Consider the following 25,306-nt stretch of genomic DNA (forward strand, 5'->3'; position numbering starts at 1 on the left):
CCTCATTCGGTGAATCGGGGCGCCACCGCGGTCCGTGCCGGGTCGTCCGGGTCGTCGTGCCAGAGGAGACGGCGCGCGGTAGCGGCGTCCGTGACGACTCCGGTGAGCAGTCCGGACCTCAGTACGGCGCGGACCGCTCCGGTGCCGCGCCCACCGGCCGTGACACCGATGAGCTCCGCGATGCCGCGGAGTTCGGCGGCACCGACCGCGATGGTGCGGGCGTTCACCTCGGTGGGCATCAGCCGGCCGACGGCGTCCAGGACGTGGCCGGCCACCTCGGCGCACGCTCCCGCCGCCCGGAGCGTCTCCCGCTCCCGCTCGGACATGGCGCCGTACACCGGGGAGTGCGGGGCGTCCCACGCGCCGATGCCGACGACGGCCTTGGTGACCAGGCCGAACCGGTCCAGCGTCTCGGCGGTGGCGGGCTGGCTGCGCAGCACGGCGGCGGTCGCCGCGTCGGGCAGGAGGAACGGCGTGTGCAGCGGGAACGCCCTGCCGCCTCCCGCCGCCGCCATCCGGTGGACCGCGGTGATCGCGGCGTCGCGGGCGAGGTCCCGTCCGTGCACCCCGGTCAACTGGACCACGTCGCAGAGCGGCAGCCGGGTGACCGCCTCGCTCAGCGCGTCCACCGAGTGGCTGCCGTCCAGCCCGAGGACGTCACCCTCCTCGGCGATCTCCGAGAGCAGCCGGGCCGCCGCCGTGCCGAGCCAGCGGCCGTTGTGGCGCTGGTCCGCGGGGGAGGCCGTACCGCCCTCGCCGCGCTCCAGGCTGACAACGATGCCGTGGCGGAGTCCGAACCGCTCGGTCAGCGCCCGCCCGAGCGGGACGTCGATCTCGGCCGGCACCGTGATGTCGATCCGCACGATGTCGTGGGCGACTGCCGCGTCGAGGAGGCGGGCCACCTTGAACCGGCTGATGCCGAACTCCTTGGCGATCTCCACCTTCGACCGGTGCTCCAGGTAGAAGCGCCGGGCGACGGCGGCGGCGAGAAGCGTGTCGATCGGCGCCGGTAACGCCGCCGCCACCTCAGCCGATTCAGCCATGCCACTCTCCGCACTTTCATCAATTGTCAACTCACGCCATGCTGCGGCCAGTTCACCCATCAGACATGATCAAAAGATAACAAGGAAGTGACACGGAAGTGACACCAGGGACCTCAGTGGCCACTGCGACCGAGGAGGGTCACGTCCGGAGGAGACCCGAACGCTACCTCCATGGTGGCCGCACGCACTCCACCACCCAGAACTATGTAGTCCCCGCACATACGCCTGTGACCTGCATCTTCCTACGGTGTGCCGACACGTACCCGTCCCCACCGCACACGAGGAAGTGGCGCACATGGCCTCCGCAGCAACCGCTCCACCGACGCCGACCAACCTCAAGCGCATCGTCGCCGCCAGCCTGATCGGCACCACCATCGAGTGGTACGACTTCTTCCTCTACGGTTCCGCCGCGGCGCTCGTCTTCAACAAGCTGTTCTTCCCGGACTCCGACCCGCTGGTCGGCACGCTGCTGTCGTTCCTGACGTACGCCGTCGGATTCGCCGCCCGCCCGCTGGGCGCCCTGGTGTTCGGGCACTACGGCGACCGCCTCGGGCGCAAGAAGCTGCTGGTGCTGAGCCTGCTGCTGATGGGCGGGGCGACGTGCGCGATCGGTCTGCTGCCCACGCACGCGACGGTCGGGACCGCCGCTCCGGTGCTGCTGACCACGCTGCGCCTGGTGCAGGGCTTCGCGCTCGGCGGCGAGTGGGGCGGAGCGGTGCTGCTGGTGTCCGAGCACGGGGACGCGCGGCGCCGCGGGTTCTGGGCCTCATGGCCGCAGACCGGCGCGCCCGCGGGACAGCTGCTCGCGACGGGCGTGCTGTCCGCGCTGACGGCCCTGCTGTCGGACGACGCCTTCGTCTCGTGGGGCTGGCGGATCCCGTTCCTGCTCTCCGGCGTGCTGGTGATCGTCGGCCTGTGGATCCGTCTGTCCGTCGACGAGTCGCCCGTCTTCAAGCAGGCGCTGGCGCACGCCGAGGCCCGCAAGGCCGCCCGCGACGCGGAGCCGGAGAAGCTGCCGCTGGTGTCCGTGCTGCGCCACCACTGGCGTGACGTGCTGGTGGCGATGGGCGCACGCATGGCGGAGAACATCAGCTACTACGTCATCACCGCGTTCATCCTCGTGTACGCGACGACGTCCGCCGGCGTCTCCAAGCAGACCGCGCTCAACGCCGTGCTGATCGCGTCGGCCGTGCACTTCGCGGTCATCCCCGCCTGGGGCGCGCTGTCGGACCGGGTCGGACGGCGTCCGGTGTACCTGCTGGGCGCGGCCGGTGTCGGGCTGTGGATGTTCCCGTTCTTCGCGCTCGTCGACACCGGGAGCTTCGGCAGCCTGATCCTCGCCGTGACCGTGGGCCTGGTGCTGCACGGCGCGATGTACGCGCCGCAGGCCGCCTTCTTCTCCGAGATGTTCGCGACCCGGATGCGCTACTCCGGCGCCTCCATCGGCGCCCAGTTCGCCTCGGTCGCGGCGGGCGCCCCGGCCCCGCTGATCGCGACCGCGCTGCTGGCCGACTACGACAGCTCCACCCCGATCGCCCTGTACGTCATCGCCGCGGCCGTGCTCACGCTCGTCGCCGTGGGTGCGGCGCGGGAGACGCGTCACCGGGACCTGGCCGACGTGGCCTCCCCGGCCGGCGGGGAGCAGGCGACGGCGCGGGCGGCGGAGGGCGCGCGCACGGTGTGATCCCCCGGACACCGAAACCGGTACCGGCCCCCGTACGCGATGTGCGTGCGGGGGTCAGCCCTGTTCGGGCGCGGACAGCCGGAGCAGCCGCAGGGCGAGCTGGATCTCCAGGGCGCGGGCCGGGCTCTGCCAGTCGGCGCCCAGCAGGCGGCCGACCCGCTCCAGGCGCTGGGCGACGGTGTTGACGTGGACGTGCAGGTCGTCCTTGGTGCGGGCGGGGCTCATCCCGCAGGCGAAGTACGCGTCCAGGGTGCGGACCAGGTCGGTGCCACGGCGCGCGTCGTACGCCATGACCTGCCCGATGGTGCGCTCGACGAAGCCGGCGATGTCCCGGTCCCCGGCGAGCAGCAGGCCGAGGAAGCCGAAGTCCTCGGCGGCGGCACCGTCGCCGGAGCGGCCCAGCAGCGCCAGGGCGTCCAGGCAGCGGCGCGCCTCCTCGTAGGCCGCGGCGACGGCGTCGGGGCGGTCGGCCAGGTCCCCGACGGGCGCGGAGGCGCCGACGGTGACCGCCTCGTTGACCGCCGTGCCCAGGTCGCGGGCGGTGCGGCGGGCCAGGTCGGTGGCGGTGGCACCGGAGGTGAGCGGCAGCAGCAGGACGGTCCCGCCGTCGCGGGCGGCGGCGAGGCCGTGGCGGGTCGCGGCGAGGTGCGAGGCGGCGGACCACAGGCGCCGCCGGGCGTCCGCCGCCTGGTCGGCGTCCGCGGTGGCGCCGACCAGGCGGGCGGCGAGGACGACGTGCACGGCGTCGAGGTCGGCGCGCAGCCGGGAGGCGCGGTCGCGCAGCAGGCGGGGGTCCCGGTCGCGGGCGTCCAGCAGATCGTCCAGCAACTCGCCGCGCACGCGCTGTTCGGCCTCGGCGGCCGACCGTCTGGCCAGCAGCAGCAGCGAGGTGACCATCGCGGCGCGCTCCAGCGTGCGCTGGTCGACGGGGTCGAGGCGGGGGTGGCCGCGCAGGACGAGCGCGCCGAGCAGCTCGCCGCCCGCGGCGACGGCGGCGATCCAGTCGTCCCGGTGCCGTACGGCGTGGCCCTCCGCTCGGGACGCCGCCAGGGCTGCGGCCGGGGTCGCGGCGGCCTCGGCGAACTCGACCGTGCCGTCGAGGACCTCGGCGACGGCCGCGGCCACGTCGTGGACCCCACCGCCGCGCAGGACGAGTTCGGCGAGCCGGTCGTGGACGTCGGAGGCGCGTTCGATGACCGCGCTGCGGTCCCGGATGATCTCGTTGGCCCGCTCCAGCCCGGCGAGGGCGGAGCGGGTCTCGGTCAGCAGGTTCGCGGTGTCGATGGCCGCGGCGGCGAGCGCGGCGAACGAGCCCAGCAGCGCGATCTGCTCCCGCTCGAAGACCCGGGCCCGCCGGTCGGCGGCGAACAGGACGCCGATGACGTGGTGTCCCAGCATCAGCGGCACGCCGAGGATGGCGACCAGGCCCTCGTCGTGCACGCCCGCGTCTATGGAGTGGGTGTGCTGGAAGCGGGCGTCCTTGAAGTAGTCGTCGGTGACGTAGGGGCGGGCGGTCTGGGCCACCAGGCCGCCGAGCCCCTCCCCCATGCCCAGCCGCAGCTGCTGGAAGCGGGCGGCGACCGAGCCCTCGGTCACCCGCATGTAGGTGTCGCCCCGCGCCGGGTCGTTCAGGCTCAGGTAGGCGACGTCCGTGCCCAGCAGGGAGCGGGCGCGCTGCACGATCGCCCGCAGCACGGCGTCCAGGTCGCGCAGGCCGGCCAGGTCGTGGGCGGTCTCGAAGAGCGCCGACAGCTCCGCCTCCCGCCGGCGCCGGCCCTCCAGCTCCGCGCGCACCCGCAGGGCGACCAGCTTGGCCTGCTCCAGCGCGGCGACCGTCTCCGCGGAGCGTCCCTCGGCGCGGGCGAGCAGCACCGGCTGCTCGTAGGCGTCGGCGGAGGCGCCCCTGGCCAGCAGCTCCAGGAACGGCGTCTCGGCACCGACGGTCGCCGGACCGGGACGTTCGGCACCGTCGGTCGCCGGACCGGGGCGTTCCGTACCGTCGGTCGCCGGACCGGGGCGTTCGGCACCGGCCGTCGCCGGACCGGGGGGTACGGCGCCGACCCGCTCGGCGGACTGCGTGTGATCGCGAGGCATGCTCACAGGATCACCCATCGCACGGCCGCCCCGTCAGCCCTGTGGACAACTCGGCGGCTCAGCGGAACCGGCCCGCTCAGTGCGCGGTCCAGCCGCCGTCGAGGACGAGCGAGGTGCCGGTCACGAAGGAGGCCTGCGGGGTGCACAGGTACGCCACGGCCTCGGCGACCTCCTCGGGTTCGACGAGCCGCTTGACGGCGCTGTCCTGCAGGAGCACCTCCGTCAGCACGCGTTCCTCGGGGATGCCGTGCGCGCGGGCCTGGTCGGCAAGCTGCTTCTCGACCAGGGGGGTGCGCACATAGCCCGGGTTCACACAGTTGGAGGTGACGCCGTGGGGCGCCCCTTCGAGGGCCGCGGTCTTGGACAGCCCCTCCAGGCCGTGCTTGGCGGAGACGTAGGCCGACTTGTAGGCGGAGGCGCGCAGGCCGTGCACGGAGGACACGTTGACGATACGGCCCCACTGCTGCCCGTACATGTGGGGCAGGGCGCCGCGGATCAGCCGGAAGGGTGCCTCCAGCATCACGGTGAGCACGGTGTGGAAGACGTCGGGCGGGAACTCCTCGATGGGGCGCACCAGCTGGAGCCCCGCGTTGTTGACGAGGACGTCGGTGCCGGCGGCGGCCCGCTCGGCGGCGTCGAGGTCGGTGAGGTCGAGGACGTGGGGCTCGACACCACCCGCGAGGCCGGCGGCGCGGTCGGCGAGTTCCTCCAGTCCGGCGGCGTCCCGGTCCACCGCTCTGACCTTGGCCCCGGCGGCCGCGAGTCGCAGCGCGCAGGCGCGGCCGATGCCGCCGGCGGCACCGGTGACGAGGGCGGTACGACCGCCGAGGTCGAGGGGGGACGCGTGGGGGGCCGCAGGGGCGGTGGGCGGGGTCATGCCTCGACCCTAGGCAGCACCCCTGCCCCGCCACATGTGGTCAGCACCCACACTTCATTCGTCACTCATGGGCTGGAACCATGCGGGTTCGTCGGACAGCGCCTGCTTGATCCGGAAGTGCTGGTACTCGCCCATCTCGGGCAGCGCGTCCAGTTCGAACCAGCCGACCTGAAGGGACTCGTCGTCGTTCACACACGCCTCGCCGCCGACCGCCCGGCAGCGGAAACAGATGTCCATGAACTGGCAGATGTCGCCGTTGGGGTAGGTGACCTGCCGGCCCGACTTCACCGCGACGACGCGCTCGACGACGCACCGTACGCCCGTCTCCTCGAACACCTCCCGCACCACGGCGGCCGCGGGCTGCTCGCCCGGGTCCGGGATACCCGAGATCACCGTCCACTTGCCGTTGTCCGCGCGCTGCCCCAGCAGGATCCGGCCCTCGTCGTCGAAGACGACGGCGCTCACACCCGGGAGCCAGAGCAACTGGTGGCCGGCCGTGGTCCGTATCCGGCGGATGAAGTCAGGAGTAGGCATGAGTCCGACCCTAACCGGCGGACCGCGCCGCCTCCGTGCGACGCGAGGGGCGTGCGTCCGGCGTACGGCTACACCTCCCCGGCGCGCCGCCCGCGCACTCGGACGGTGATCGCCCAGCCCAGTCCCCCCGCGGCGACCAGCAGCAACAGCATCTCCGGCAGGACCCCCAGCCGGGTGGCCGGCGTCTCGGAGGAGCGCAGCGGCACCTTCTGGACCAGGTGGCCGGGCACGAACATGCCGGTCTTCCCGGTGATCCTGCCGTCCGGCATGATGATCGCGCTGACGCCGCTGGTGACCGGCACGGTGACCGTCCGGCTGTGCTCGACGGCGCGGACCCGGGACATGGCGAGCTGCTGGTACGTCATCTCGCTGCGGTCGAAGGTGGCGTTGTTGCTCGGCACGGAGATCAGCTGGGCGCCGTCGGTGACCTCGGAACGCACGGCCCAGTCGAAGGCGGCCTCGTAGCAGGTGACGAGGCCGACCTTGGCGCTGCCCATGGTGAACACGCCCGGCTCGGTGCCCCGGCTGAAGTCCTGGCGGACCATCGAGGTCCAGTCGCTGTTGATCGCGCCGATGAGCGAGCGCAGCGGGAGGTACTCGCCGAACGGCTGGATCTGCCGCTTGTCGTAGGTCTGGGTGGGGCCCTTGACCGGGTCCCACAGGATCTGCTCGTTGTACAGCTTCCCGTCCCGCTCGACGACGCCGCCGACCGAGATCGGCACGCCGACGGCCTTGGCCGCCCGGTCGATGACGGCGCGCGCGTCGGCGTAGACGAACGGGTCGATGTCGGAGGAGTTCTCCGGCCACAGCACGAAGTCGGGCCTGGCGATCCGGCCCGCGTCGACCTCGGCGGCCAGGCGTTCGGTCTCGCGCGCGTGATAGTCGAGCACCGCCCGCCGCTGGGCGTTGAACTCAAGACCGGAGCGGGGCACGTTGCCCTGGATGACCGCGACGGTGGTGTGACCGTCCTCCGCCGCGTCGCTCACCAGGGACCGGGCGGCCAGCGCTCCGGCGACCGGGACGGTGACGCTCAGCAGGGCCACGGCCGCCGCGGAACGCCGCACGGCCCGGGTGCGGCGCCCGCGCGCCGCCGACCGCACCGCCTCGTACAGGCCGAAGCCGCACAGCACGACCCCGAAGCCGAGCACCGGGGTGCCGCCGACCGCGGCGAGCGGCAGGAAGACCCCGTCGGCCTGCCCGAACGCGATCTTGCCCCAGGGAAAGCCGTGGAACGGCACGCGCGCGCGTGCCGCCTCGCCGGCGATCCACACCGCGGCCGCCCAGACGGGCCACCCGGGCAGCCGCGACACCGCGGCGATGCCCGCGCCGACCAGCGCGACGAAGAGCGCCTCGATCGCCACCAGCGCCAGCCAGGGCCCGGGGCCGACCTCCACCCCGGTCCACACCAGCAGCGGGAGCAGGAAGCCCAGGCCGAACAGGTAGCCGAGGCCGAGGCCCGCCTTCCAGCCGCGTCCGCGCAGCACTCCGCCGAGGACGGCGAAGGCCGGCAGGGCCAGCCACCACACGGTGCGCGGCGGGAAACTGACGTAGAGCAGCACTCCGGAGAGCGCCGCGGCGAGAGCCGGAAGGAGACGCGCCAGGCGTGCCGCACGCCACCCGGGGGCGATGCGCGACTGCGGCGGGGCCGACTCGTCCACGGAGGTTGCGGTGACGGTCACCTTGCGGAGTCTACGGCGGGTGACCTCGGCACGGACAGCGGCGGTCGGTGCGGTGGTGGTGGGGGAACTCCGGCCGGCCGGGCTCCCTCGTGAGGGCAGCGCCGGCCGGCGGCGCGACCCGGCGGCGCGACCCGGCGGCGCGACCCGGCCGCGCGATCCGGCCCGGCCCGTCCCCACGACGCCCCTCAGCGGTTACGGTGTGCCGGGGCCTCGGTCGCCCGGCCGTCGCGGCCGGACCGGTCCGGGGCGCGCGGGGTCGGGACGGCGGCCGGGTTCGGGGGGCGGGGTGCGTTCCAGGGGGATGACGTCTGTGGCGGGTCCTGGGGAGGACGGCGGCAGACGGAACGTTTCTGACGCGACGGGCGTGCTGGTGCTCGGGGCGTGCGCCGCCTGGTCGCTGATCACGGCGGGCGTGCGCGGCGGCCGCCCGGAGGGCGTACTGCTCGCGGTGCTGGCCGTGGCCGCCGGCTACGCGACGGGCCGGATCTGCGGCGCGCTGCTGCCGGTCGCGGCCCCGTGCGCCGGGGCACTGGCCGGGACCGGCCTGACGGTGGCCGTCCCGCGTCTCGCCCCGGGCCCGCAGATCGCCGTACCGCTCGGACACGCGGGAGCCACCGCCGCCCTGCTCGTGCTCTCCACGGGCGCCGCGTGCTGCGCCGCCTGGGCCGCCACACCGGGCAGGCGGTCGGCCCTCGGCGCGCTGGCGGCCGGCATCACGGTCACCGCGGCCGTCCTCGGGTCGGTCACCGGGTTCGTCGCCTGCGCCGCCGTGCTGCTGTGCTCGCTGGCGGCCGGCCGGGTGCACCGCCGCGGCCCGGGCGTCGCGGGCCTGGCGCTGGGCGCGGCCCTGCTGACCGCGGGCACCTGGGCCGTGGCCGGGGGCGCCCTGCCGGGCGGGGTCGCCCGCTTCCTGGAGGGCCCGCTGACCTCGCACCGGATCGGGCTGTGGCGCGACGCCCTGGTGCTGGCCCGCCGGGACGCCGCCCTCGGCGTGGGCCCGGGACGGTTCGGCGACCTGAGCCCGACGGCGCTGCGGACGCTGCCGCCGGACGGCAAGCCGCACTCGGCGCCGCTGCAACTGGCGGCGGAGCAGGGGGTCGTCGGCGTGTTGCTGCTGGCGGCGGCGTTCTGCTGGGTGCTGTACGCGCTGTGGCGTTCCGCCCGGCCGACGCCGGTCGCGCTCAGCGCGGGCGCGGCCCTGACCGTGCTGGCGGGCATCGCCTCGGTCGGCAACGCCCTCAGCTTCACCGCCGTCTCGGCCGGCGCGGGCGTCCTGGCCGGACTGGCGACGGCACGCCCGCTGACCGACGACGCGCCCGGACGCGCCGGCCGGGCGCGGGCGTGAGCCTCCTGGTCAGTGCGAGGCGGCGGCCGACGGGCCGGGACGCAGGCGGTTCCGGATGACCCGGACCGCGGACTCCGCGTCGTCCACGGTCACGGTGAAGGTGTGCCCGTCCCACAGACGCAGCACGACGCCCTCACCGCGGCGCACCACCACGGCGGTGCCCTTCTCGGGCCGCCAGCGGTAGCCCCAGCCGCCCCAGTGACGCGGCGTGACGTGCGCGTCGTACTCCGCGCCGGCCACCTGCGAGAGGGGGATGCGGCGGCGCGGCACGCCGATGTGGCCGCAGCGCACCTCCACGCACTCCCGGTCCAGCCGAAGGTCGACGTGCACGAAGGCGAGGGTGCCGAAGAGGACCAGCAGCCCGGCGGCGATGCAGCCGACCACCGACATGACGAGTGGAGCGGCGCCGGACGACCAGGCCGAGTCGACGGCCAGCTCGATGCCGAGCGCCATGCAGGCGGCGCCGCCGAGCGCCAGCAGCCACTGCATCCGGTTGGTGGCGCGTCCGGTCCAGACGTCCGGGGGCTCGGCGGAGCGGCGGTGGGGGTGGTCCCTCATGACTACGAGGTTACTCAGGATTCGCTGCGCGGACACCGGATGGCGGAGAGTGACGCGACACACCGGAGGGAACGCGCCGCCACCCGCCGGAGCCGACGCGGACGGCCGGCTCCCGGATCGTGCCGCCGGTCACCCGGCGGGCGTGACCGCCTCCAGCAGTCGGCCCTCGTCGTAGGCCAGGGCGGGTTCCGGAAGCACGCCCTCGCGTCCGCTGAGCAGCACGGTGAGGGAGCCGGACACCGCGGCCCCGGTGGCCGGCTGCTCGCCGAGCCGGCGCAGCGCCTGCGCGGCCACGGCGCCCGCGGAGCCGTGCAGGGCGAGCGGCGGGCGGCCGGGGCGCTGCACCGCGGCGCGGATGCGTTCGACGACGAGTTCGTAGTGCGTGCAGCCCAGGACGACGGTCGTCACGTCGTCGGGGGTCAGCGCGGCCGCCGCGGCGACCGCGGTGTCGATCGCCGCCTGGTCGGCGTGCTCGACGGCCTCCGCGAGACCGTGGCACGGCACCTCGGTGACCGTCACGCCGTCGGCGAACTCGGCGATGAGGTTGCGCTGGTAGGGGCTGCCGGTGGTGGCGGGCGTGGCCCAGATCGCGAGGGGGCCGCCGCCGGACGCGGCCGGCTTGATCGCCGGGACGGTGCCGATGACGGGCACGCCGGGTTCCAGCAGGGCGCGCAGTGCGGGCAGGGCGTGGACGCTGGCGGTGTTGCAGCCGACGATGAGGGCGTCGGGCCGGTGCGCGGCGGCGGCCTCGGCGACGGCCAGGGCGCGCGCGGTCAGGTCCTCGGGGGTCCTGGGGCCCCAGGGCATGCCGTCGGGGTCGAGGGACAGGACGAGATCCGCGTCGGGCCGCAGGCGCCGTACCGCTGCGGTGGCCGCCAGCAGACCGATTCCGGAGTCCATGAGCGCGATCTTCACCCGGCCACGATAGACGATGGGCCCTCGACGGCCCGTCGGTTGGGGCAGACTGCGGACGTGAGCCCCGTCGCGTGGACCGCCGCCGTTTCCCTCGCCGCCTGGCTGTGGCTGCTGCTGTGCCAGGGGTTCTTCTGGCGCACGGACGTGCGCCTGCCACCTCGTGAGGAGCCCGGCGACTGGCCGCCCGTGTGTGTCGTCGTCCCCGCGCGCGACGAGGCCGCCGTGCTGCCCGAGAGCCTGCCGTCGCTGCTCGCGCAGGACTACCCGGGACGGGCGGAGGTCTTCCTCGTCGACGACGGCAGCCGTGACGGCACCGGGGAACTGGCCCGCGAGCTGGCGCGCGAGCACGGTGGTCTGCCGCTGACCGTCGGCTCGCCGGGCGAGCCCCCGGCCGGCTGGACGGGCAAGCTGTGGGCCGTGCGGCACGGCATCGCGCTGGCACGCGCGCGGGACCCCGAGTACCTGCTGCTGACGGACGCGGACATCGCGCACGCGCCGGACAGCCTGCGGCAGCTGGTCGCCGCCGCCCGTACCGGCGGGTTCGACGTCGTGTCGCAGATGGCGCGGCTGCGGGTGGAGAGCCTGTGGGAGCGGCTCGTGGTGCCCGCCTTCGTCTACTTCTTCGCCCAGCTGTACCCGTTCCGCCGGATCGGCAGGAAGGCGGCGCGGACGGCTGCCGCGGCGGGCGGCTGCGTCCTGCTGCGCGCGGACACCGCCGAGCGGGCGCGCGTCCCGGACGCCATCCGGCACGCCGTGATCGACGACGTGGCCCTGGCGCGCGCGGTCAAGGCGGGCGGCGGGCACGTCTGGCTCGGGCTGGCCGAGCGGGTGGACAGCGTGCGGCCGTATCCCCGGCTGCACGACCTGTGGCGGATGGTGTCGCGCAGCGCGTACGCCCAGTTGCGGCACAACCCGCTGCTGCTGGCGGGCACGGTCGCCGGGCTGGTGCTGGTCTACCTGGTGCCGCCCGTGACGCTCGCCGTGGGAGCGGCCGCCGGCGACGCGGCGGCCGCGTCCCTCGGCGGCCTGGCGTGGCTGGTGATGGCGGGGACGTACGCGCCGATGCTCCACTACTACCGCCAGCCGCTGTGGCTCGCGCCGCTGCTGCCGTTCACCGCCTTCCTCTACCTGCTGATGACGGTCGACTCCGCGGTGCAGCACCGGCGGGGGCGCGGTGCGGCCTGGAAGGGCCGCACCTACGCCCGCCCGGACGCCGTGCCCGACGAGGGGTGACGGCGCGGCCCGGCGGCTACTTGCGGCCGGGCGTCCAGTTCATGCCCCAGCCGTAGGCGTGGTCGACGGTCCGCTGCGGGCTCACCCCGCGCTCGGGCACCAGGTAGCGGGCCTCGCGCTGGACGACCAGGTCCTGGCCGGTGTTGGTGATCAGTGCGAGGGCGCACACGGGCGAGGGGACCGTGCACTCGTCGAGCGAGAAGTCGATCGCGGCGCCGAACTGCGGCTGGAGGGTGACCGTGGCGTGCAGGTCGGCGAACGAGCGGGCGCCCTCGTAGATGGTCACGAAGACCAGGATCCGCCGGAAGGCATGCTTGTGGTCGAGGTTGACGGTGAGGTTCTCACCGGTCTCGACGGCGCCGGTGCGGTCGTCGCCGTCGAGGTGGATGTACGGCGGCTGGTGCAGCGATCCGAAGGCGTTGCCGAGGGCCTGGACGACCCCCTTGCTGCCGTCGGTGAGCTCGTACAGGGCGCACAGGTCGAGGTCGAGGTCGGAGTGCATGGCGACCGCGCGGCCGCGTTTGCTGCCCCAGCCGGAGAACTGTTTGCGCACCTGCCAGTTGAGGTTCACCCGCATGGCGCCCGAGGTGCCGCCCTGCTTGGTGAGCGAGACCGCGGGGGCCGCCTTGGTGAGCGTCACCTTGGTCAGCCGGACCGGCGCCGCGGGGACGGCCGGCTGCGGGGGCGGGGGCATGGTGACCGGCGGCGCGACCGGCGGGGGCATCGTCACCGGGGGCGCGACCGGCGGGGGCATCGTCACCGGCGGGGGGACCGGCGGGGGCATCGTCACCGGCGGGGGGACCGGCGGGGGCATCGTCACCGGCGGGGGGACCGGCGGGGCCGCCGGAGCGGGCGCGGCCGGACGCGCCGCGTGCTGCGGCTCGCCCACCGTGATCCCGTAGTCGGTGGCCAGTCCCTCCAGACCGCTGCCGTAACCCTGGCCGACGGCACGGAACTTCCACGCCCCCTGGCGGCGGTAGAACTCCCCGAGCACGAAGGCCGTCTCCACGCTCGCGCCCGCACTGTCGAACCGGGCGACCACGCCACCCCGCGCGGCGTCGCGGACCTCGATGTAGAGGCCCGGGACCCGCCCGAACGTGCCGCCGTCCGCGGAGGCCGCGACGACGACGCTCTCGATCGCGGGCTCCACGCGCGCGAGGTCGACCAGCAGGGTGTCGGTGACGCCGCCTGCGGCGTTGCGCTTGCCCTCGTGGCGGACGGCGCCCGAGGCGTGCAGCGGCTGGTTGTAGAAGACGAAGTCGCCGTCGGAGCGGACCTTGCCGCCCACCAGCAGGAGCGCCGAGGCGTCCGCGTCCGGCACGCCCGGTCCGCCGCGCCAGCCCAATTCGACTCTCAGTGCCGTGGTCGGCACCGGAGTATTTGATCCTTTCGGCATTGACATGTCCGCCCCCATCACGTGTCAGCGCGCGAGTCCGCGTCCCAGCAGCCCTTCGGTTCTCCCGCACAACCTATTCCCTGGGGCCGTCAACTCCCATGAGAAGGGAGCGAAGACCGGCGACCGACTCGCCGGTAACCCGCCCGGAACTTGGGGTTTACCCGATCAGAACCCGGCCCGGACCCGGATCCGCGCCCCTTTTTGCCAAGTTCGATCGCATTGGAGGTCGGGAGTCACTGCCGACGCGCAAAACAACCCTCTTATCGGTCTCCCCAATCAGCACATCGTGGGCTTAACTTATGTGCCATGACCTCCCCCCGCTCCACTTATGGCGGCGGCTACTACTCCGCCTCCTTCCCGGAGACCCCGATCTACGACTCGCTCGTCGCCGAGCGGGGCACTCCGCAGATCGCCCCGATCCGGGTCCCCGCCGCGTACGACATGCCGGGCAGTCATCTGCCGGCCCTGCCGTCGGCTCTTCCCGCCCTGCCGTCGGCCCCGTCCCAGCCCTCCTACGGATACCCGCAGGCGCAGCAGCCCGCTCCGCTGCAGCAGGCGCCCACGGCCTACATCCCGCAACAGGCCTCCGCGCAGCGCGGTTACCCCGGCCCGCAGCAGCCGCAGCCGCCACGCCCGGTGGCGGCGACCGGCATGGGCTACGAGGCGATGCGGCCCGCCGCTCCACGGCCCGCCGCGCCCTCGTACCAGGACCCGTACTACAACCAGCAGCAGTACCGCGGTTACTGAACCTGCGGCTCGGCTGCCGCGCCCCGCGGTTCCGGCGTGCGTGCCGGACGGGGCCGGTCGCCGTCCCCGGCTGTCGCTGCCGCCTGGCACGATGGCCGCATGGGGAACGCGCTGCTGCAGTCGATACACGTCCATCCGGTCAAGGCGTTCCGGGGCGTCTCGCCCCGGGAGGCCGTGGTGGAACCCTGGGGGCTGGCCGGAGACCGGCGCTGGGTGCTGATCGACCACGGGGGAAAGGTCGTCACCCAGCGTCAGCAGCCGCGCCTCGCGCTGGCCGCCGCCGAGCTTCTGCCCGGCGGCGGCGTCCGCCTGTCCGCGCCCGGCGCGGACCCGATGGACGTCGCGGTCCCGCGCCCGGACGGCACGGTGCCGGTGGAGATCTTCGGGGACAAGGTCGAGGGCGTCCCGTCCGACGATCCGGCCGCGCACGCCTGGTGCAGCGCCTTCCTCGGCGCCGACGTGCGCCTCGTGCACATGGACGACCCGGCGACGCGCCGGCCCGTCGACCCGGCGTACGCCCGGCCCGGCGAGACGGTGAGCTTCGCCGACGGCTACCCGCTGCTGCTCGCCTCGGCCGCCTCGCTGGACGCCCTCAACTCCCTGATCGCGCAGGGCGAGTACCCGGCGGAGGGGCCCCTGCCGATGAACCGGTTCCGGCCGAACGTGGTCGTGGCCGGCGCCGACGCCTGGGCCGAGGACGACTGGACGCGCCTCGCCATCGGGGATGTCGTCTTCCGCGTCGCCAAGCCGTGCGGGCGCTGCGTGGTGACCACCACCGACCAGGAGACCGCGCGGCGGGGCAAGGAACCCCTGCGCACCCTCGGCCGCTACCGCCGCTTCGGCGGCGGTCTGCTGTTCGGGCAGAACCTCGTCCCGCTCACCCGCGGCACCCTCCGCGTCGGCGACCCGGTGCGGATCCTCGACCCGGCGGACTGATCACCCGGCAGCCCCGCGGACTGACGACCCGGCAGCCCGATGACCCGGCAGCCCGGCAGCCCGACGCCCCGACGGCCCGACAGCCCGATGACCCGGCTTCCGGACACGGCCGGCCTGCGCCCCACCGCGACGAACGGGCGGCCCCCGGAGACGAACGGGCGGCCCGGTACGGCGACGCGGGGCCGGTGGCCGGAAAGATCCGGACAACGTGCGGCGGCCGGGAACCGGGGGGCGCGGCCCGCGCGTTGCGTGGTCGTGAGGAGCCCGAGGATTCCTGGTCCGAGGAATGCCGAGGAGCTCCGAGGAGTCCTCAGACGTCCTGGTCGAGGACCCGGTCGGTCGGCAGTGACGCCGCTCTCCTCCGACCGGGCCCGCGGGTGAGCGGCTCCGCCGGGGGTTGTCGCGGAGCGGGAGGGGGTGCGAGACGGTGCGAGCCATCGGCGGGCTCCTGCGCTGGCGGCGCAATCCGCTGCGCCGTAGGACCGACCTGGTCGAGGCCTGGGTGGCGCTGGTCGCCCTGCTGCTGATGCTGGCCGTCGCGCCCCTCATCGGCACACTCGTCGGCGGCGCCGCCCAGCAGACCCTGCAGCGGTCGGTGCGGGAGCAGCACCGGGCCCGCCACCTGGTGACGGCCACCGTGCTGCGCAAGCTGGACCGCGTCCCGCTGGACACCGACCCCGAGACCTCCTCGGCGCGGGACCTGCGCAGCCGCGTACTCGCCGAGTGGACCGGACCCGACGGCTCCGCGCACCGCGAAGCGGCCATCGCCGGGCTCGTGTCACCGCAGGCGGGCGACCGCTTCGCGATATGGACGGACCGTCAGGGCCGCATGGTGGCCAGGCCGCTGGACTCGGCCGCGGCGACCACGCACGCGGTCCTCGCCGGCGTCGGCGCCGCGCTGCTGACCGCCGGCGTCGTCGAATGCGCCCGGCGGCTGATCGTCTGGCGCATGGTCCGCCGCAGATACGCGCGTTGGGACCGGGCCTGGGAGCAGGCGGGCCCGGACTGGGGCAGGACCGGCACCGGCAGCTGACGGCCTTCGGACTGTGGTCAACCCACCCCCCGCGCGCACGCTACGGTGGACCGGCCGAAGCATTCGGCGACAACCCGCGTCGACACAGGTGGGGGCACAGCAACGCCATGGCACAGGGCACGGTCCAGGTGACGCACACCGGCACGTCGCGGTGGCGGCGCCGCACGGGTGAGTACGCATCGCTCGCCGCCGCTCTGGAGGCCGCGGCCGACGGTGACGTCCTCACCGTCGCCCCCGGCACCTACCGGGAGAACCTCGTCGTCCAGCGGGCGGTGACGCTGCGCGGCCCCGAGGGCGCCCCCGGCTCGGTGCGGATCGCGCCCGTGGACGGGGTGCCGTTGACCGTGCGCGCCTCGGCGGTGGTGCAGGACCTGTACGTGGAGGGCCAGGACGCGGCGGCGCCCGCGCTGCTCGTCGAGGAGGGCGCGCCGGAGCTGACGGACGTCCGGGTCGTGACCCGGTCCGCGGCCGGCATCGAGGTGCGCGCGGGCGCGCGGCCGACCGTGCGCCGGTGCACCGTCGACAACCCGGCGGGCATCGGCATCGCCGTGGTCGACGGCGGGGGCGGGGTGTTCGAGGAGTGCGAGGTCGTCGCGGCCGGGCAGGCGGGTGTCGCGGTGCGCGGCGGCGCGCACCCGCGCCTGGAGCGCTGCCGGATCCACCACGCCTCCGGCTCGGGTCTGACCGCCACCGGTGAGAACTCGGCGCTGGAGGCGGTGGGTTGCGAGGTGTACGAGGTCCGGGGCAGCGGCGTCCAGGTGACCGGCCGCGCCACCGCGCACCTCACCGACTGCGACGTGCACCGCACCACGGCGGACGGCGTCACCCTCGACACGGAGGCGGTGCTCACCCTCGCCGACTGCCGCATCCACGACATCCCGGAGAACGCGGTCGACCTGCGTTCCCGCTCGGTCCTCACCCTGACCCGCACGTCGGTGCGTCAGTTCGGGCGCAACGGGCTGTCGGTGTGGGACCCCGGCACCCGCGTCGACGCCAACCAGTGCGAGATATTCGACAGCACCGGCGACTACCCGGCCGTGTGGGTCAGCGACGGCGCGACCGCGGTCCTCGACTCGTGCCGGGTGCACGACGTGCCGGACGCCCTGTTCGTCCTCGACCGCGGTTCGCGGGCGGACGTCGTCGACAGCGACCTGTCGCAGGTGCGCAACACGGCGGTGTCGGTGAGCGACGGCGCGACCGCGCAGCTCGACGACTGCCGCATCCGGGACGCCGCGACGGGCGCCTGGTTCCGCGACCACGGCAGCGGCGGCACCCTCAACAACTGCACCGTGGACGGCACGCAGACCGGCGTGATCGTCACCAAGGGCGCCGACCCCACCATCGAGCGGTGCACGGTCGACTCCCCCGCCGAGGCCGGCTTCTACGTGTCGGCGGGCGGCCGCGGCTCCTTCCTGAACTGCCGGGTGACCGGCAGCGGCGGATACGGCTTCCACGTGATAGACGGCTGCCGTACGACGCTGAAGAAGTGCCGCACGGAGCGGTGCGCGCGCGGCGGCTACGAGTTCGCGGACGCCGGTGCGGACGCGGCGCCCGGCGCCGGTCCCGTGGTCGAGGACTGCACCAGCGACGAGAGCGCGGGAGTGCGGCCGCCCACGGCTCGGGAGACGGTCACGCAGACGGCCGCCCCGTCCGGCGGCCTGCTGGGCACGGTGCCCGGCCCCCGCAGCGGCGACACGGCGCCGGTGGCCGCCGCCACGCAGCCGGAGCAGCCGCAGCAGCCGGCGCGGGCCTCGCAGGACGTGCTCGGCGAACTCGACGCCCTGGTGGGCCTGGAGAGCGTCAAGCGGGAGGTACGCGCCCTCATCGACATGATCGAGGTGGGCCGACGCCGCCAACGGGCGGGTCTGAAGGCGGCCTCGGTCAAACGGCACCTGGTCTTCACCGGCTCCCCCGGCACCGGCAAGACCACGGTCGCCCGTCTCTACGGCGAGATCCTCGCCTCCCTCGGCGTCCTGGAGAAGGGCCACCTGGTCGAGGTGTCCCGGGTCGACCTGGTCGGCGAGCACATCGGCTCCACGGCGATCCGCACCCAGGAGGCCTTCGACAGGGCGCGCGGCGGTGTGCTGTTCATCGACGAGGCCTACGCGCTGTCCCCGGAGGACGCCGGCCGGGACTTCGGCAAGGAGGCCATCGACACCCTGGTGAAGCTGATGGAGGACCACCGGGACGCGGTCGTCGTGATCGTCGCGGGCTACACGGCCGAGATGGAGCGGTTCCTGGCGGTCAACCCCGGTGTCGCCTCCCGCTTCTCCCGGACCATCACCTTCGGCGACTACGGTCCCGAGGAACTGCTGCGGATCGTGGAGCAGCAGGCCGACGAGCACGAGTACCGGCTCGCGCCGGGCGCGTCGGAGGCCTTGCTCAAGTACTTCACCGTCCTGCCGAAGGGACCCGCGTTCGGCAACGGCCGTACGGCCCGGCAGACCTTCGAGGCGATGGTCGAGCGGCACGCGAGCCGGGTCGCGCAGCTGGCCGAGCCGGACACCGACGACCTGACCCTGCTCTACGCCGAGGACCTGCCCGAGTCCTCCTGAGGGCGCGGGCCCGGCACTCCGGGCCGCAGCCGGGCCAGCAGCCGCTCGCGTTCCTCGGCGAACGCCGGGTCCGCCTGGTAGTCGGAGTGGCCGAGGATCGGGGCGGGCAGCGGATGCAGCGCTGTGCGGCCGTAGGCGAGCGGGTCCTTCAGCGGCGGGCGGTCCACCTCGGGCCCGCAGTCGCCGGGCAGCCGGACCGGGCCGCCGATGGGGTCGGTGGGCCGGTAGAGGTTGCGCCAGCAGTCGACCTCGTGGTGCAGGGCGGTGAGCGCGGCCGGGCCGAAGTGGGCCGGGAACCAGCGGCCGTAGAGGCGTTCCAGCGGGGAGCCGTAGGTCAGCAGGGCGATCCGTTTGCGGTCGGAGGGCCTCAGCTGCCAGGCCGCGGCGGCCGCGAGCACGCTGCCCTGCGAGTGGCCGGAGAGCACGAGCCGGCCGCCGGTGGCGCGCGTCCAGGCCGCCATCCGCCAGGTCAGGTCGGGCACCGCGCGCTCGGCGTAGCAGGGCGGCGCGAAGGGGTGGGCGGCCCGGGGCCAGAAGGTGCCGACGTCCCACAGGATGCCGATGGTGCGCCGGGCGGAGGCGTCCTTGTAGGCGCGTCTGCCCCAGGTGACGAACAGGATGAAGCCGAACCCGATCAGCCAGGAGCCCAGCGCCTGCGAGGTCGCCGCGGCGCCCTGCACGAACGTCGGGGCGTGCCCGGCGGCCCGGACGGGCGCCTGCTCGGTCAACTGCGCGCCGAGCAGAGCCCCGGCGCCGAGGACCAGGGTGGCGGTGGAGACGACGGCGACGACGAGGGGGCCGCGGTCGGTGAGCGCGGCCATCGCGCGGGTGGTCGCGATGCGGCGGGTGCGCGCCGTGTCCTTGGGCTCGCCGGGGTAGTCGTGCTCCACCCGGGCCAGCTCGCCGCGCCGTGACAGCCAGGTCCGCCGTCCCAGCAGGCCGCACAGCACCAGCAGGACGACGAGCAGCAGCGGAATCACCGACGCCTGCCAGGTGAGCAGGACCGGCGGGCCGTCGATGGAGGTGCCGGTGCCGTCCAGCCAGTCGGACACCCGCTGCGCCACCCCGCCGGACATCACCCCGCCGAGCGCGCAGGCCAGCAGGGCGACGGCGGGACCGCCGAGGCCCCGCATCGCGGCGCGTGGGTCGGGGTGGGTGCGGTACAGCAGATGGGCGGTCACGCCGAGGGTGATCACGAGCAGGCCCTGGAGCAGGATGATGCCGCCGAACGTGGTGTGGCCGCCCGCCAGTCGGCCCGCCGACCGCCATCCGGGGCGCTCCCAGCCGGCGTGGACCACGGTCAGCGCCAGCAGGGCCAGCGCGGTGAGCGGCAGGCGCCGTACCAGGTGCCCGTCGAGGTGGCGGTCGAGGCGGTTCTCGCTGCGCCCGCGGCGGCAGACCACCCACAGCACGACGGCGCCGGTGACGGCGAGCGCCGCCTGCAGGCCCCGGCCCAGCACGTCGAGCAGGGCCGGTCCGCCGGGTGCGCGGTCGAAGCGCGCCGCGGCCGAGCCGACCGCGGCGGCCACCGTCAGCAGCCCGGCGGCGGTGTGGGCGGCACGCAGCCGGGCGACCAGCCGCCGCCCGTACCAGAAGCCGGGACGGCCCAGCGCGGTACGGCCGGTCTCCTCCTCCGGCTCGTGGGTCCGGGAGATCGGCTGCTGGGACTCGTACGCGCTCCAGGTGCGGTGGGAGAGGTACCACAGCAGACCGGTGAGCGCGGTCGGCACCGCCGCGGCGAGGGCGAGCCTGCGCCCGGGCCGGCTCCACCAGCCGGCGTGCGCCGCGTCGGGTGAGAGGAAGCCCAGCCAGGAGTGCCGTTCGGCGCACGCGCGCGTGCCCGCGCACTGCCAGGCGGTGAGGTCCAGGGCGACCTCACAGGCCGCCGCGACCAGCAGCACCGTCAGGGTCAGTCCGGCGAGCCGCACCAGCAGGCCGTACAGGCGGACCGTGCGGCCGCGCTCGCGGGCGGTGGGGCGCATCCAGTGCGCGAGGTTGACGACCATGAACGGCAGCAGCAGGAGCCACAGCGCGCGGCTGCTGTTGCCGGAGGTGAGGTTGCACCAGACGTACGCCTCCGGCACGGGTCCGCCGCGGTGTTCGCCGGGTCTGCTCTCCGCGTCGGCGTCGACGGCGCGCCGGAAGACGGCCGCCGTGTGGTCGCCGGTGATCCGCACCGTGCGCGGGTCGTCGAGCATCTTCTCGGGCGTGGTGCCGCCGACTCCGTGCACCAGGAGTTCGAGGGCTGCCGCGGATTCCCCGGACCGCCCGGCGGGGCCGTCCGTCCCGCCGGCCGAGGCACGTTCCTGCGCACGTTCCACTGTCGCACTTCCCCGTGACGCGCCGTTGTGTTGTGCGTGCGGGCACAGGATCTCCGCTGGGAGGGCGGTTCACACCTGTCGTTACCGAATCTCGCCTGTCCGGGTGACCGGAGCGGGACGCACGGGGAGCGGGTGGCGTGTGCGTGCTGGGGGCCGCCGGTGGCGCCGCTGTCCGCGAGGCGTGCGAGGATGGGACGCCCGCGCACCGGGGCCGGGAGAACGTCCTGGTCGACGAGGGTCCTCCCGGGTTCGGGCGGAGCCGAGGATCCGGGGAGCACGCGCAGGGTGTGGTGGACCGCTTGACGAAAGGACCGGAGCGTACGTGAGCGAGAATCAGAACCTCCTCGCGGAGCAGCGGCGCGCCCTGATCCTGGACGAGGTGCGACGCCGGGGCGGCGTGCGCGTCAACGAGCTGACGCGCAAGCTCGGCGTGTCGGACATGACGGTACGCCGTGACCTGGACGCGCTGGCCCGGCAGGGCATGCTGGAGAAGGTGCACGGCGGCGCGGTGCCCGTGGTGGAGGCGAGCACCCACGAGCCGGGGTTCGAGGCCAAGTCGGGGCTGGAGCTGACCGCCAAGGAGGACATCGCGCGCGCCGCGGCCCAACTGGTGGCGCCGGGCACCGCGATCGCCCTGTCGGGCGGTACGACGACGTACGCGCTGGCCCACCATCTGCTCGACGTGCCGGACCTCACCGTCGTCACCAACTCGGTGCGGGTGGCCGACGTCTTCCACGCCTCGCAGCGCACCTCGGGCCCCCGGCAGGGCGCGGCCACGGTGGTGCTGACCGGTGGCGTGCGCACTCCGTCGGACTCGCTGGTGGGACCGGTGGCCGACCGGGCCATCGGGGCGCTCCACTTCGACCTGCTGTTCCTCGGGGTGCACGGCATATCCGTCGAGGCGGGTCTGTCGACGCCGAACCTCGCCGAGGCGGAGACCAACCGCCGGCTGGTGCAGTCGGCGCGGCGTGTGGTGGTGGTGGCGGACCACACCAAGTGGGGTGTGGTGGGGCTGAGTTCGTTCGCGGAGCTGGAGCAGGTCGACACCCTGGTGACGGACGCGGGTCTGCCGGAACCGGCCCGCGCGGAGATCTCGGAGCAGCTGCGGCAGCTGGTGGTGGCGGGCGGGCCGGAGGACTGATCCGGCGGGACGGGCGGGCATCCGGCCGGACGGTCCAGAGGTCCGGCCGAAGGTGCAGACATCCGGCGGGCCGCCGGTTATGGTGCCGCCGACAGGCCGACCGCCCTTCCCTCAAGGGGGTTATGTCCATGCCGCGCCGACTGCGTCCCGTCGGGCTCGACTTCCTCGAGACCGCGCCCGTCCGGCTGGTCTTCGCCCGGGAGGTCCGCGCGGCCCCGGACGCGGTGTACCGCGCGCTGGCCGAGGACGTGCCGGGCTGGGCGGAGTGGTTCGCGGCGGTGACCGCGGCCCGGCCGCTCGACGACGGGGCCCGGCGCGAGATCCGGCTCAGGGGCGGCACGCGTCTGGAGGAGACGGTCCTCGCCGCCGAGAAGGGGCGGGTGTACGCCTACCGTGTGGACGCGACCGGCGCGCCGGGGCCACGGGCGCTCGCGGAGGAGTGGCGGCTCGTGCCCGCCGGCGGCGGAACGCGCGTGCGGTGGACCTTCGCCGCGGACGGGTCGGCTCCCTTCCGGCTGGTGGTGAAGGCCGCTCGGGCGGGCGTGGGCCGCGCTTTCCGGGACGCGGTCACCTCGCTGGACCGGCGCCTGGCGGGCTGAACCTCAGCCGGACCAGACTCCGGTCCGCAGCAGGGACTCGATCGCCGCGGTGTGGGGCGCGATGTCCAGGTCCTGTTCGGCGAGCCAGGCGTCCGAGTAGTACTTGTCCAGGTACCGGTCGCCCGGGTCGCACAGCAGCGTCACCACGCTCCCCCGGCGCCCCTCGGCCACCATCTCGGCGACGATCTTCAGCGCGCTCCACAGCCCGGTGCCGGTCGAGCCGCCGGCCCGGCGGCCGATGACCCGCTCCAGTGCCCGCACGGCGGCGATGGCGGCCGCGTCGGGCACCTTCATCATGCGGTCGATCGCGCCGGGCAGGAAGCTCGGCTCCATGCGGGGGCGGCCGATGCCCTCGATACGGGAGCCGCAGTCGCAGGTGATGTCCGGATCACCGGTGCTCCAGCCGTCGAAGAAGCAGGAGTTCTCCGGGTCGGCGACGCAGACGCGGGTGTCGTGCTGCATGTAGTGGACGTAGCGGGCGATGGTCGCCGAGGTGCCGCCGGTGCCGGCCGTGGCGACGATCCAGGCCGGTTCGGGGAACCGCTCCAGCTCCAGCTGGCGGAAGATCGACTCGGCGATGTTGTTGTTGCCGCGCCAGTCCGTGGCCCGTTCGGCGTAGGTGAACTGGTCCATGTAGTGGCCGCCGGTCTCGGCCGCCAGTCGGGCCGACTCCTCGTACATGCCGCGCGGGTCGTCCACGAAGTGGCACTCTCCGCCCTGGAACTCGATGAGACGGCACTTCTCGGCGCTGGTCGTGCGCGGCATGACCGCGATGAAGGGCACGCCGATCAGCTTGGCGAAGTACGCCTCCGAGACGGCCGTCGAGCCGCTGGACGCCTCGATCACCGGGCGGCCGGGCCGGATCCAGCCATTGCACAGGGCGTAGAGGAAGAGCGAACGGGCGAGCCGGTGCTTGAGGCTGCCGGTCGGGTGCGTCGACTCGTCCTTCAGATACAGGTCGACCCCCCACTTCTCGGGCAGCGGGAACCGGAGCAGGTGGGTGTCGGCGGAACGGTTGGCGTCCGCCTGAACCTTGCGGACCGCTTCTTTCAGCCAACCGCGGTAGGCGTCGTCGCTGCGGTCGATGTCGAGGGTCACGCCGTTCGGGATCTGCTGCGAAATGGTCACGGCGGTGCTCCTCACGCGGGGCCGCACACCGGGGAAGGTACGGCCGTCGCCCCGATGATAGACACCTCGCGCACGCTTCTCACCTGCATAAACGCTTCTTTGAGCGGCCCAAAGACCGGCCTGGGGCACGGGGGGCGCAAGGGGGTGGGGGCGCATTCGCGCGTGTGCTCCGGGCGCGCTGGGTGAGGCCCCCGTGCGCGCTGGTGCCCGACGCCGGGCGCGGGCAGACTGCAGCGGACGGAGCCACACCGGATCACCATTCGAGCTGGGCCGCGGCCCGCCCGGGCGCGCGGTCCGGCGCGCCGGACACGTACGAGGGGGTGGGCGGCATGGCCGAGCCGGAGTTCACGGCCACGGGCGTGCGGATCGGGAAGCGGCTGCGTTCGCTCACCCGGGCCGGACAGGTCCGGATCAGCGGCGGCAGGGTCGAGTTGCTCACCAGCTACGGCAGCGAGATCGACAGCGCGCCGGTGCGGGCGGTGCGCGCCTCGCGGCCCTGGTTCGCGCCGCAGGACCGGGCGCTCGCGGACCTCGGCGGCAAGCGGTACCTGCTGACCCTGGGCGATCACGACCCCGTTCCGGGCGAGCCAGGACCTCCCGCGGCACGCCGGTTCATCGAGGCCGTCCGCAACGCGGCCCGGCATGGCGGCTGAGCGCGGTCGCGCCGCCCTGGCGGACCGGCCGACGCGGGACGCGCGGGATCCGCGGACGGTCCGCGCGAGTTGCGGTGTCGCGCCCCTTGCGTCACGCTGGTCACACGTCACTCTGGGTTTACCGGCGATAACGCTGCGAACCAGCCCGCCGGGCACGACAGCAGGCGGCCTTTCCCATTCTGGCGCTGCTGGATCCGAACTCCGTGTTCTTCCGGACCCTTCAAGTCGGGGAGTCGCAGCCGTGATCAGTCACCCAAGCAGGCACTGCGCGGTGGAGCTGCAAGCCCTGCCGTCGCGGATCGGCCAGGTCCGCAGAATCCTTTCAGCGCAGTTGCGCTACTGGCATCTGGACACCCTCATCGACCGCGCCGCGCTCGGTGTGACGGAGCTGTTGACCAACGTCCACCGGCATGCCCAACCCGACAAGGTGTGCACCGTCGAGATAGAGCTGCTGCTGGACCGGCTCATGGTCTCGGTGCACGACCACGACCCCCGGCTCCCCGAGGTACGGGACGTCGGCCCCGGCGCCACCAGCGGGCGCGGGCTCGCCATGGTGGCCGCCATGAGCGAGAGCTGGGGCGCGCGCCCGGACGGCGAGTCGGGCAAGGTGGTCTGGTTCACCCTGCCCACCTCGCCGGTCACCGCCGCCGCCCGCCCCCCGCGCCGCACCGCCGACACGCCGGCCCGCCGGTTCGCCGAGGTCGAGCCCGTGGCCGACGGCCGCAGGAACGCACACGCTCCCGCCCGGTCCGCCGTCGCAGGCTGACCGGGCGGTGAGACATCCCGGCCCGCGCCCGCGCTGCCGCCCGGCGGCCGGTGCGTGGGGGCGAGGGAG

General features: G+C 74.4%; 21 protein-coding genes. 11 read left to right on the top strand and 10 right to left on the bottom strand.

Annotation, left to right across the window (positions count from 1 at the left end):
- Positions 1-2: 2 nt before the first annotated feature.
- Positions 3-1,043 carry a sugar-binding transcriptional regulator gene (locus VKA29_RS23075; protein ID WP_324787849.1) on the bottom strand — a complete coding sequence of 347 codons (1,041 nt, stop codon included), beginning with the start codon at positions 1,041-1,043 and terminating at the stop codon, positions 3-5.
- 295 nt (positions 1,044-1,338) lie between these two features.
- Between VKA29_RS23075 and VKA29_RS23080 the strand changes: the two genes are divergently transcribed.
- Positions 1,339-2,727 (top strand): MFS transporter, encoded by a 1,389-nt coding sequence (locus VKA29_RS23080; protein WP_324787850.1) that lies wholly within the window; start codon positions 1,339-1,341, stop codon positions 2,725-2,727.
- Positions 2,728-2,781: 54 nt separating this feature from the next.
- Here the strand turns inward: VKA29_RS23080 and VKA29_RS23085 are convergent, their stop codons facing one another.
- The 4 genes from VKA29_RS23085 to lnt form a co-directional block, all read right to left on the bottom strand.
- On the bottom strand, positions 2,782-4,821 hold the full coding sequence (locus VKA29_RS23085) for a helix-turn-helix domain-containing protein (protein ID WP_324787851.1): 2,040 nt from the start codon (positions 4,819-4,821) through the stop codon (positions 2,782-2,784).
- A 76-nt stretch (positions 4,822-4,897) separates the two neighbouring features.
- Entirely contained in the window at positions 4,898-5,698 is an 801-nt protein-coding gene (locus VKA29_RS23090) for a 3-hydroxybutyrate dehydrogenase (RefSeq protein ID WP_324787852.1), read from the bottom strand.
- Between the two features lie 54 nt (positions 5,699-5,752).
- Positions 5,753-6,232 (bottom strand): NUDIX domain-containing protein, encoded by a 480-nt coding sequence (locus VKA29_RS23095; protein WP_324787853.1) that lies wholly within the window; start codon positions 6,230-6,232, stop codon positions 5,753-5,755.
- Between the two features lie 68 nt (positions 6,233-6,300).
- Positions 6,301-7,911: an apolipoprotein N-acyltransferase gene (gene lnt, locus VKA29_RS23100; protein WP_324787854.1), complete on the bottom strand. Its 1,611-nt coding sequence runs from the start codon at positions 7,909-7,911 to the stop codon at positions 6,301-6,303.
- A 301-nt stretch (positions 7,912-8,212) separates the two neighbouring features.
- Between lnt and VKA29_RS23105 the strand changes: the two genes are divergently transcribed.
- Positions 8,213-9,256: an O-antigen ligase family protein gene (locus VKA29_RS23105; RefSeq protein ID WP_420718541.1), complete on the top strand. Its 1,044-nt coding sequence runs from the start codon at positions 8,213-8,215 to the stop codon at positions 9,254-9,256.
- 9 nt (positions 9,257-9,265) lie between these two features.
- Here the strand turns inward: VKA29_RS23105 and VKA29_RS23110 are convergent, their stop codons facing one another.
- Complete coding sequence (locus VKA29_RS23110) at positions 9,266-9,814, bottom strand: hypothetical protein (protein ID WP_324787855.1); 549 nt, start codon at positions 9,812-9,814, stop codon at positions 9,266-9,268.
- Between the two features lie 129 nt (positions 9,815-9,943).
- Positions 9,944-10,729: a glutamate racemase gene (locus VKA29_RS23115; protein ID WP_324787856.1), complete on the bottom strand. Its 786-nt coding sequence runs from the start codon at positions 10,727-10,729 to the stop codon at positions 9,944-9,946.
- Positions 10,730-10,768: 39 nt separating this feature from the next.
- On the opposite strand from VKA29_RS23115, the gene VKA29_RS23120 reads away from it, so the two are divergent.
- A complete protein-coding gene (locus VKA29_RS23120; protein WP_420718542.1) occupies positions 10,769-11,962 on the top strand; it encodes a glycosyltransferase in 1,194 nt (397 codons plus the stop codon).
- 16 nt (positions 11,963-11,978) lie between these two features.
- On the opposite strand, the gene VKA29_RS23125 is transcribed toward VKA29_RS23120, so the two are convergent.
- Positions 11,979-13,358, bottom strand: a complete 1,380-nt coding sequence (locus VKA29_RS23125; RefSeq protein ID WP_324787858.1) for a TerD family protein — start codon at positions 13,356-13,358, stop codon at positions 11,979-11,981.
- A 306-nt stretch (positions 13,359-13,664) separates the two neighbouring features.
- On the opposite strand from VKA29_RS23125, the gene VKA29_RS23130 reads away from it, so the two are divergent.
- From VKA29_RS23130 to VKA29_RS23145, 4 genes are all read left to right on the top strand, one after another.
- Positions 13,665-14,105: a DUF6643 family protein gene (locus VKA29_RS23130; protein WP_324787859.1), complete on the top strand. Its 441-nt coding sequence runs from the start codon at positions 13,665-13,667 to the stop codon at positions 14,103-14,105.
- A 99-nt stretch (positions 14,106-14,204) separates the two neighbouring features.
- Positions 14,205-15,041, top strand: coding sequence for an MOSC domain-containing protein (locus VKA29_RS23135; protein WP_324787860.1), 837 nt, complete (start codon positions 14,205-14,207; stop codon positions 15,039-15,041).
- 427 nt (positions 15,042-15,468) lie between these two features.
- On the top strand, positions 15,469-16,074 hold the full coding sequence (locus VKA29_RS23140) for a hypothetical protein (RefSeq protein ID WP_324787861.1): 606 nt from the start codon (positions 15,469-15,471) through the stop codon (positions 16,072-16,074).
- Positions 16,075-16,181: 107 nt separating this feature from the next.
- Complete coding sequence (locus VKA29_RS23145) at positions 16,182-18,629, top strand: right-handed parallel beta-helix repeat-containing protein (RefSeq protein WP_324787862.1); 2,448 nt, start codon at positions 16,182-16,184, stop codon at positions 18,627-18,629.
- On the opposite strand, the gene VKA29_RS23150 is transcribed toward VKA29_RS23145, so the two are convergent.
- On the bottom strand, positions 18,599-20,950 hold the full coding sequence (locus tag VKA29_RS23150) for a hypothetical protein (protein WP_324787863.1): 2,352 nt from the start codon (positions 20,948-20,950) through the stop codon (positions 18,599-18,601). The two genes, VKA29_RS23145 and VKA29_RS23150, sit on opposite strands and share 31 nt — an antisense overlap.
- A 322-nt stretch (positions 20,951-21,272) precedes the next feature.
- Here VKA29_RS23150 and VKA29_RS23155 point away from each other — a divergent pair, with 322 nt between their 5' ends.
- Positions 21,273-22,091 (top strand): DeoR/GlpR family DNA-binding transcription regulator, encoded by an 819-nt coding sequence (locus VKA29_RS23155; protein WP_324787864.1) that lies wholly within the window; start codon positions 21,273-21,275, stop codon positions 22,089-22,091.
- A gap of 128 nt (positions 22,092-22,219) precedes the next feature.
- The gene (locus tag VKA29_RS23160; RefSeq protein WP_324787865.1) at positions 22,220-22,690 is read left to right on the top strand and encodes an SRPBCC family protein; all 471 of its coding nucleotides are present in this window, start codon (positions 22,220-22,222) and stop codon (positions 22,688-22,690) included.
- 3 nt (positions 22,691-22,693) lie between these two features.
- Here the strand turns inward: VKA29_RS23160 and VKA29_RS23165 are convergent, their stop codons facing one another.
- Positions 22,694-23,818 carry a PLP-dependent cysteine synthase family protein gene (locus VKA29_RS23165; RefSeq protein ID WP_324787866.1) on the bottom strand — a complete coding sequence of 375 codons (1,125 nt, stop codon included), beginning with the start codon at positions 23,816-23,818 and terminating at the stop codon, positions 22,694-22,696.
- Positions 23,819-24,147: 329 nt separating this feature from the next.
- On the opposite strand from VKA29_RS23165, the gene VKA29_RS23170 reads away from it, so the two are divergent.
- Both VKA29_RS23170 and VKA29_RS23175 read left to right on the top strand, forming a co-directional pair.
- The gene (locus tag VKA29_RS23170) at positions 24,148-24,471 is read left to right on the top strand and encodes a hypothetical protein (protein WP_324787867.1); all 324 of its coding nucleotides are present in this window, start codon (positions 24,148-24,150) and stop codon (positions 24,469-24,471) included.
- A gap of 241 nt (positions 24,472-24,712) precedes the next feature.
- A complete protein-coding gene (locus VKA29_RS23175; RefSeq protein ID WP_324787868.1) occupies positions 24,713-25,237 on the top strand; it encodes an ATP-binding protein in 525 nt (174 codons plus the stop codon).
- Positions 25,238-25,306 lie beyond the last annotated feature (69 nt).

Origin of the sequence: Streptomyces sp. H51 (genome assembly GCF_035656535.1) — a bacterium.
Classification (GTDB): domain Bacteria; phylum Actinomycetota; class Actinomycetes; order Streptomycetales; family Streptomycetaceae; genus Streptomyces.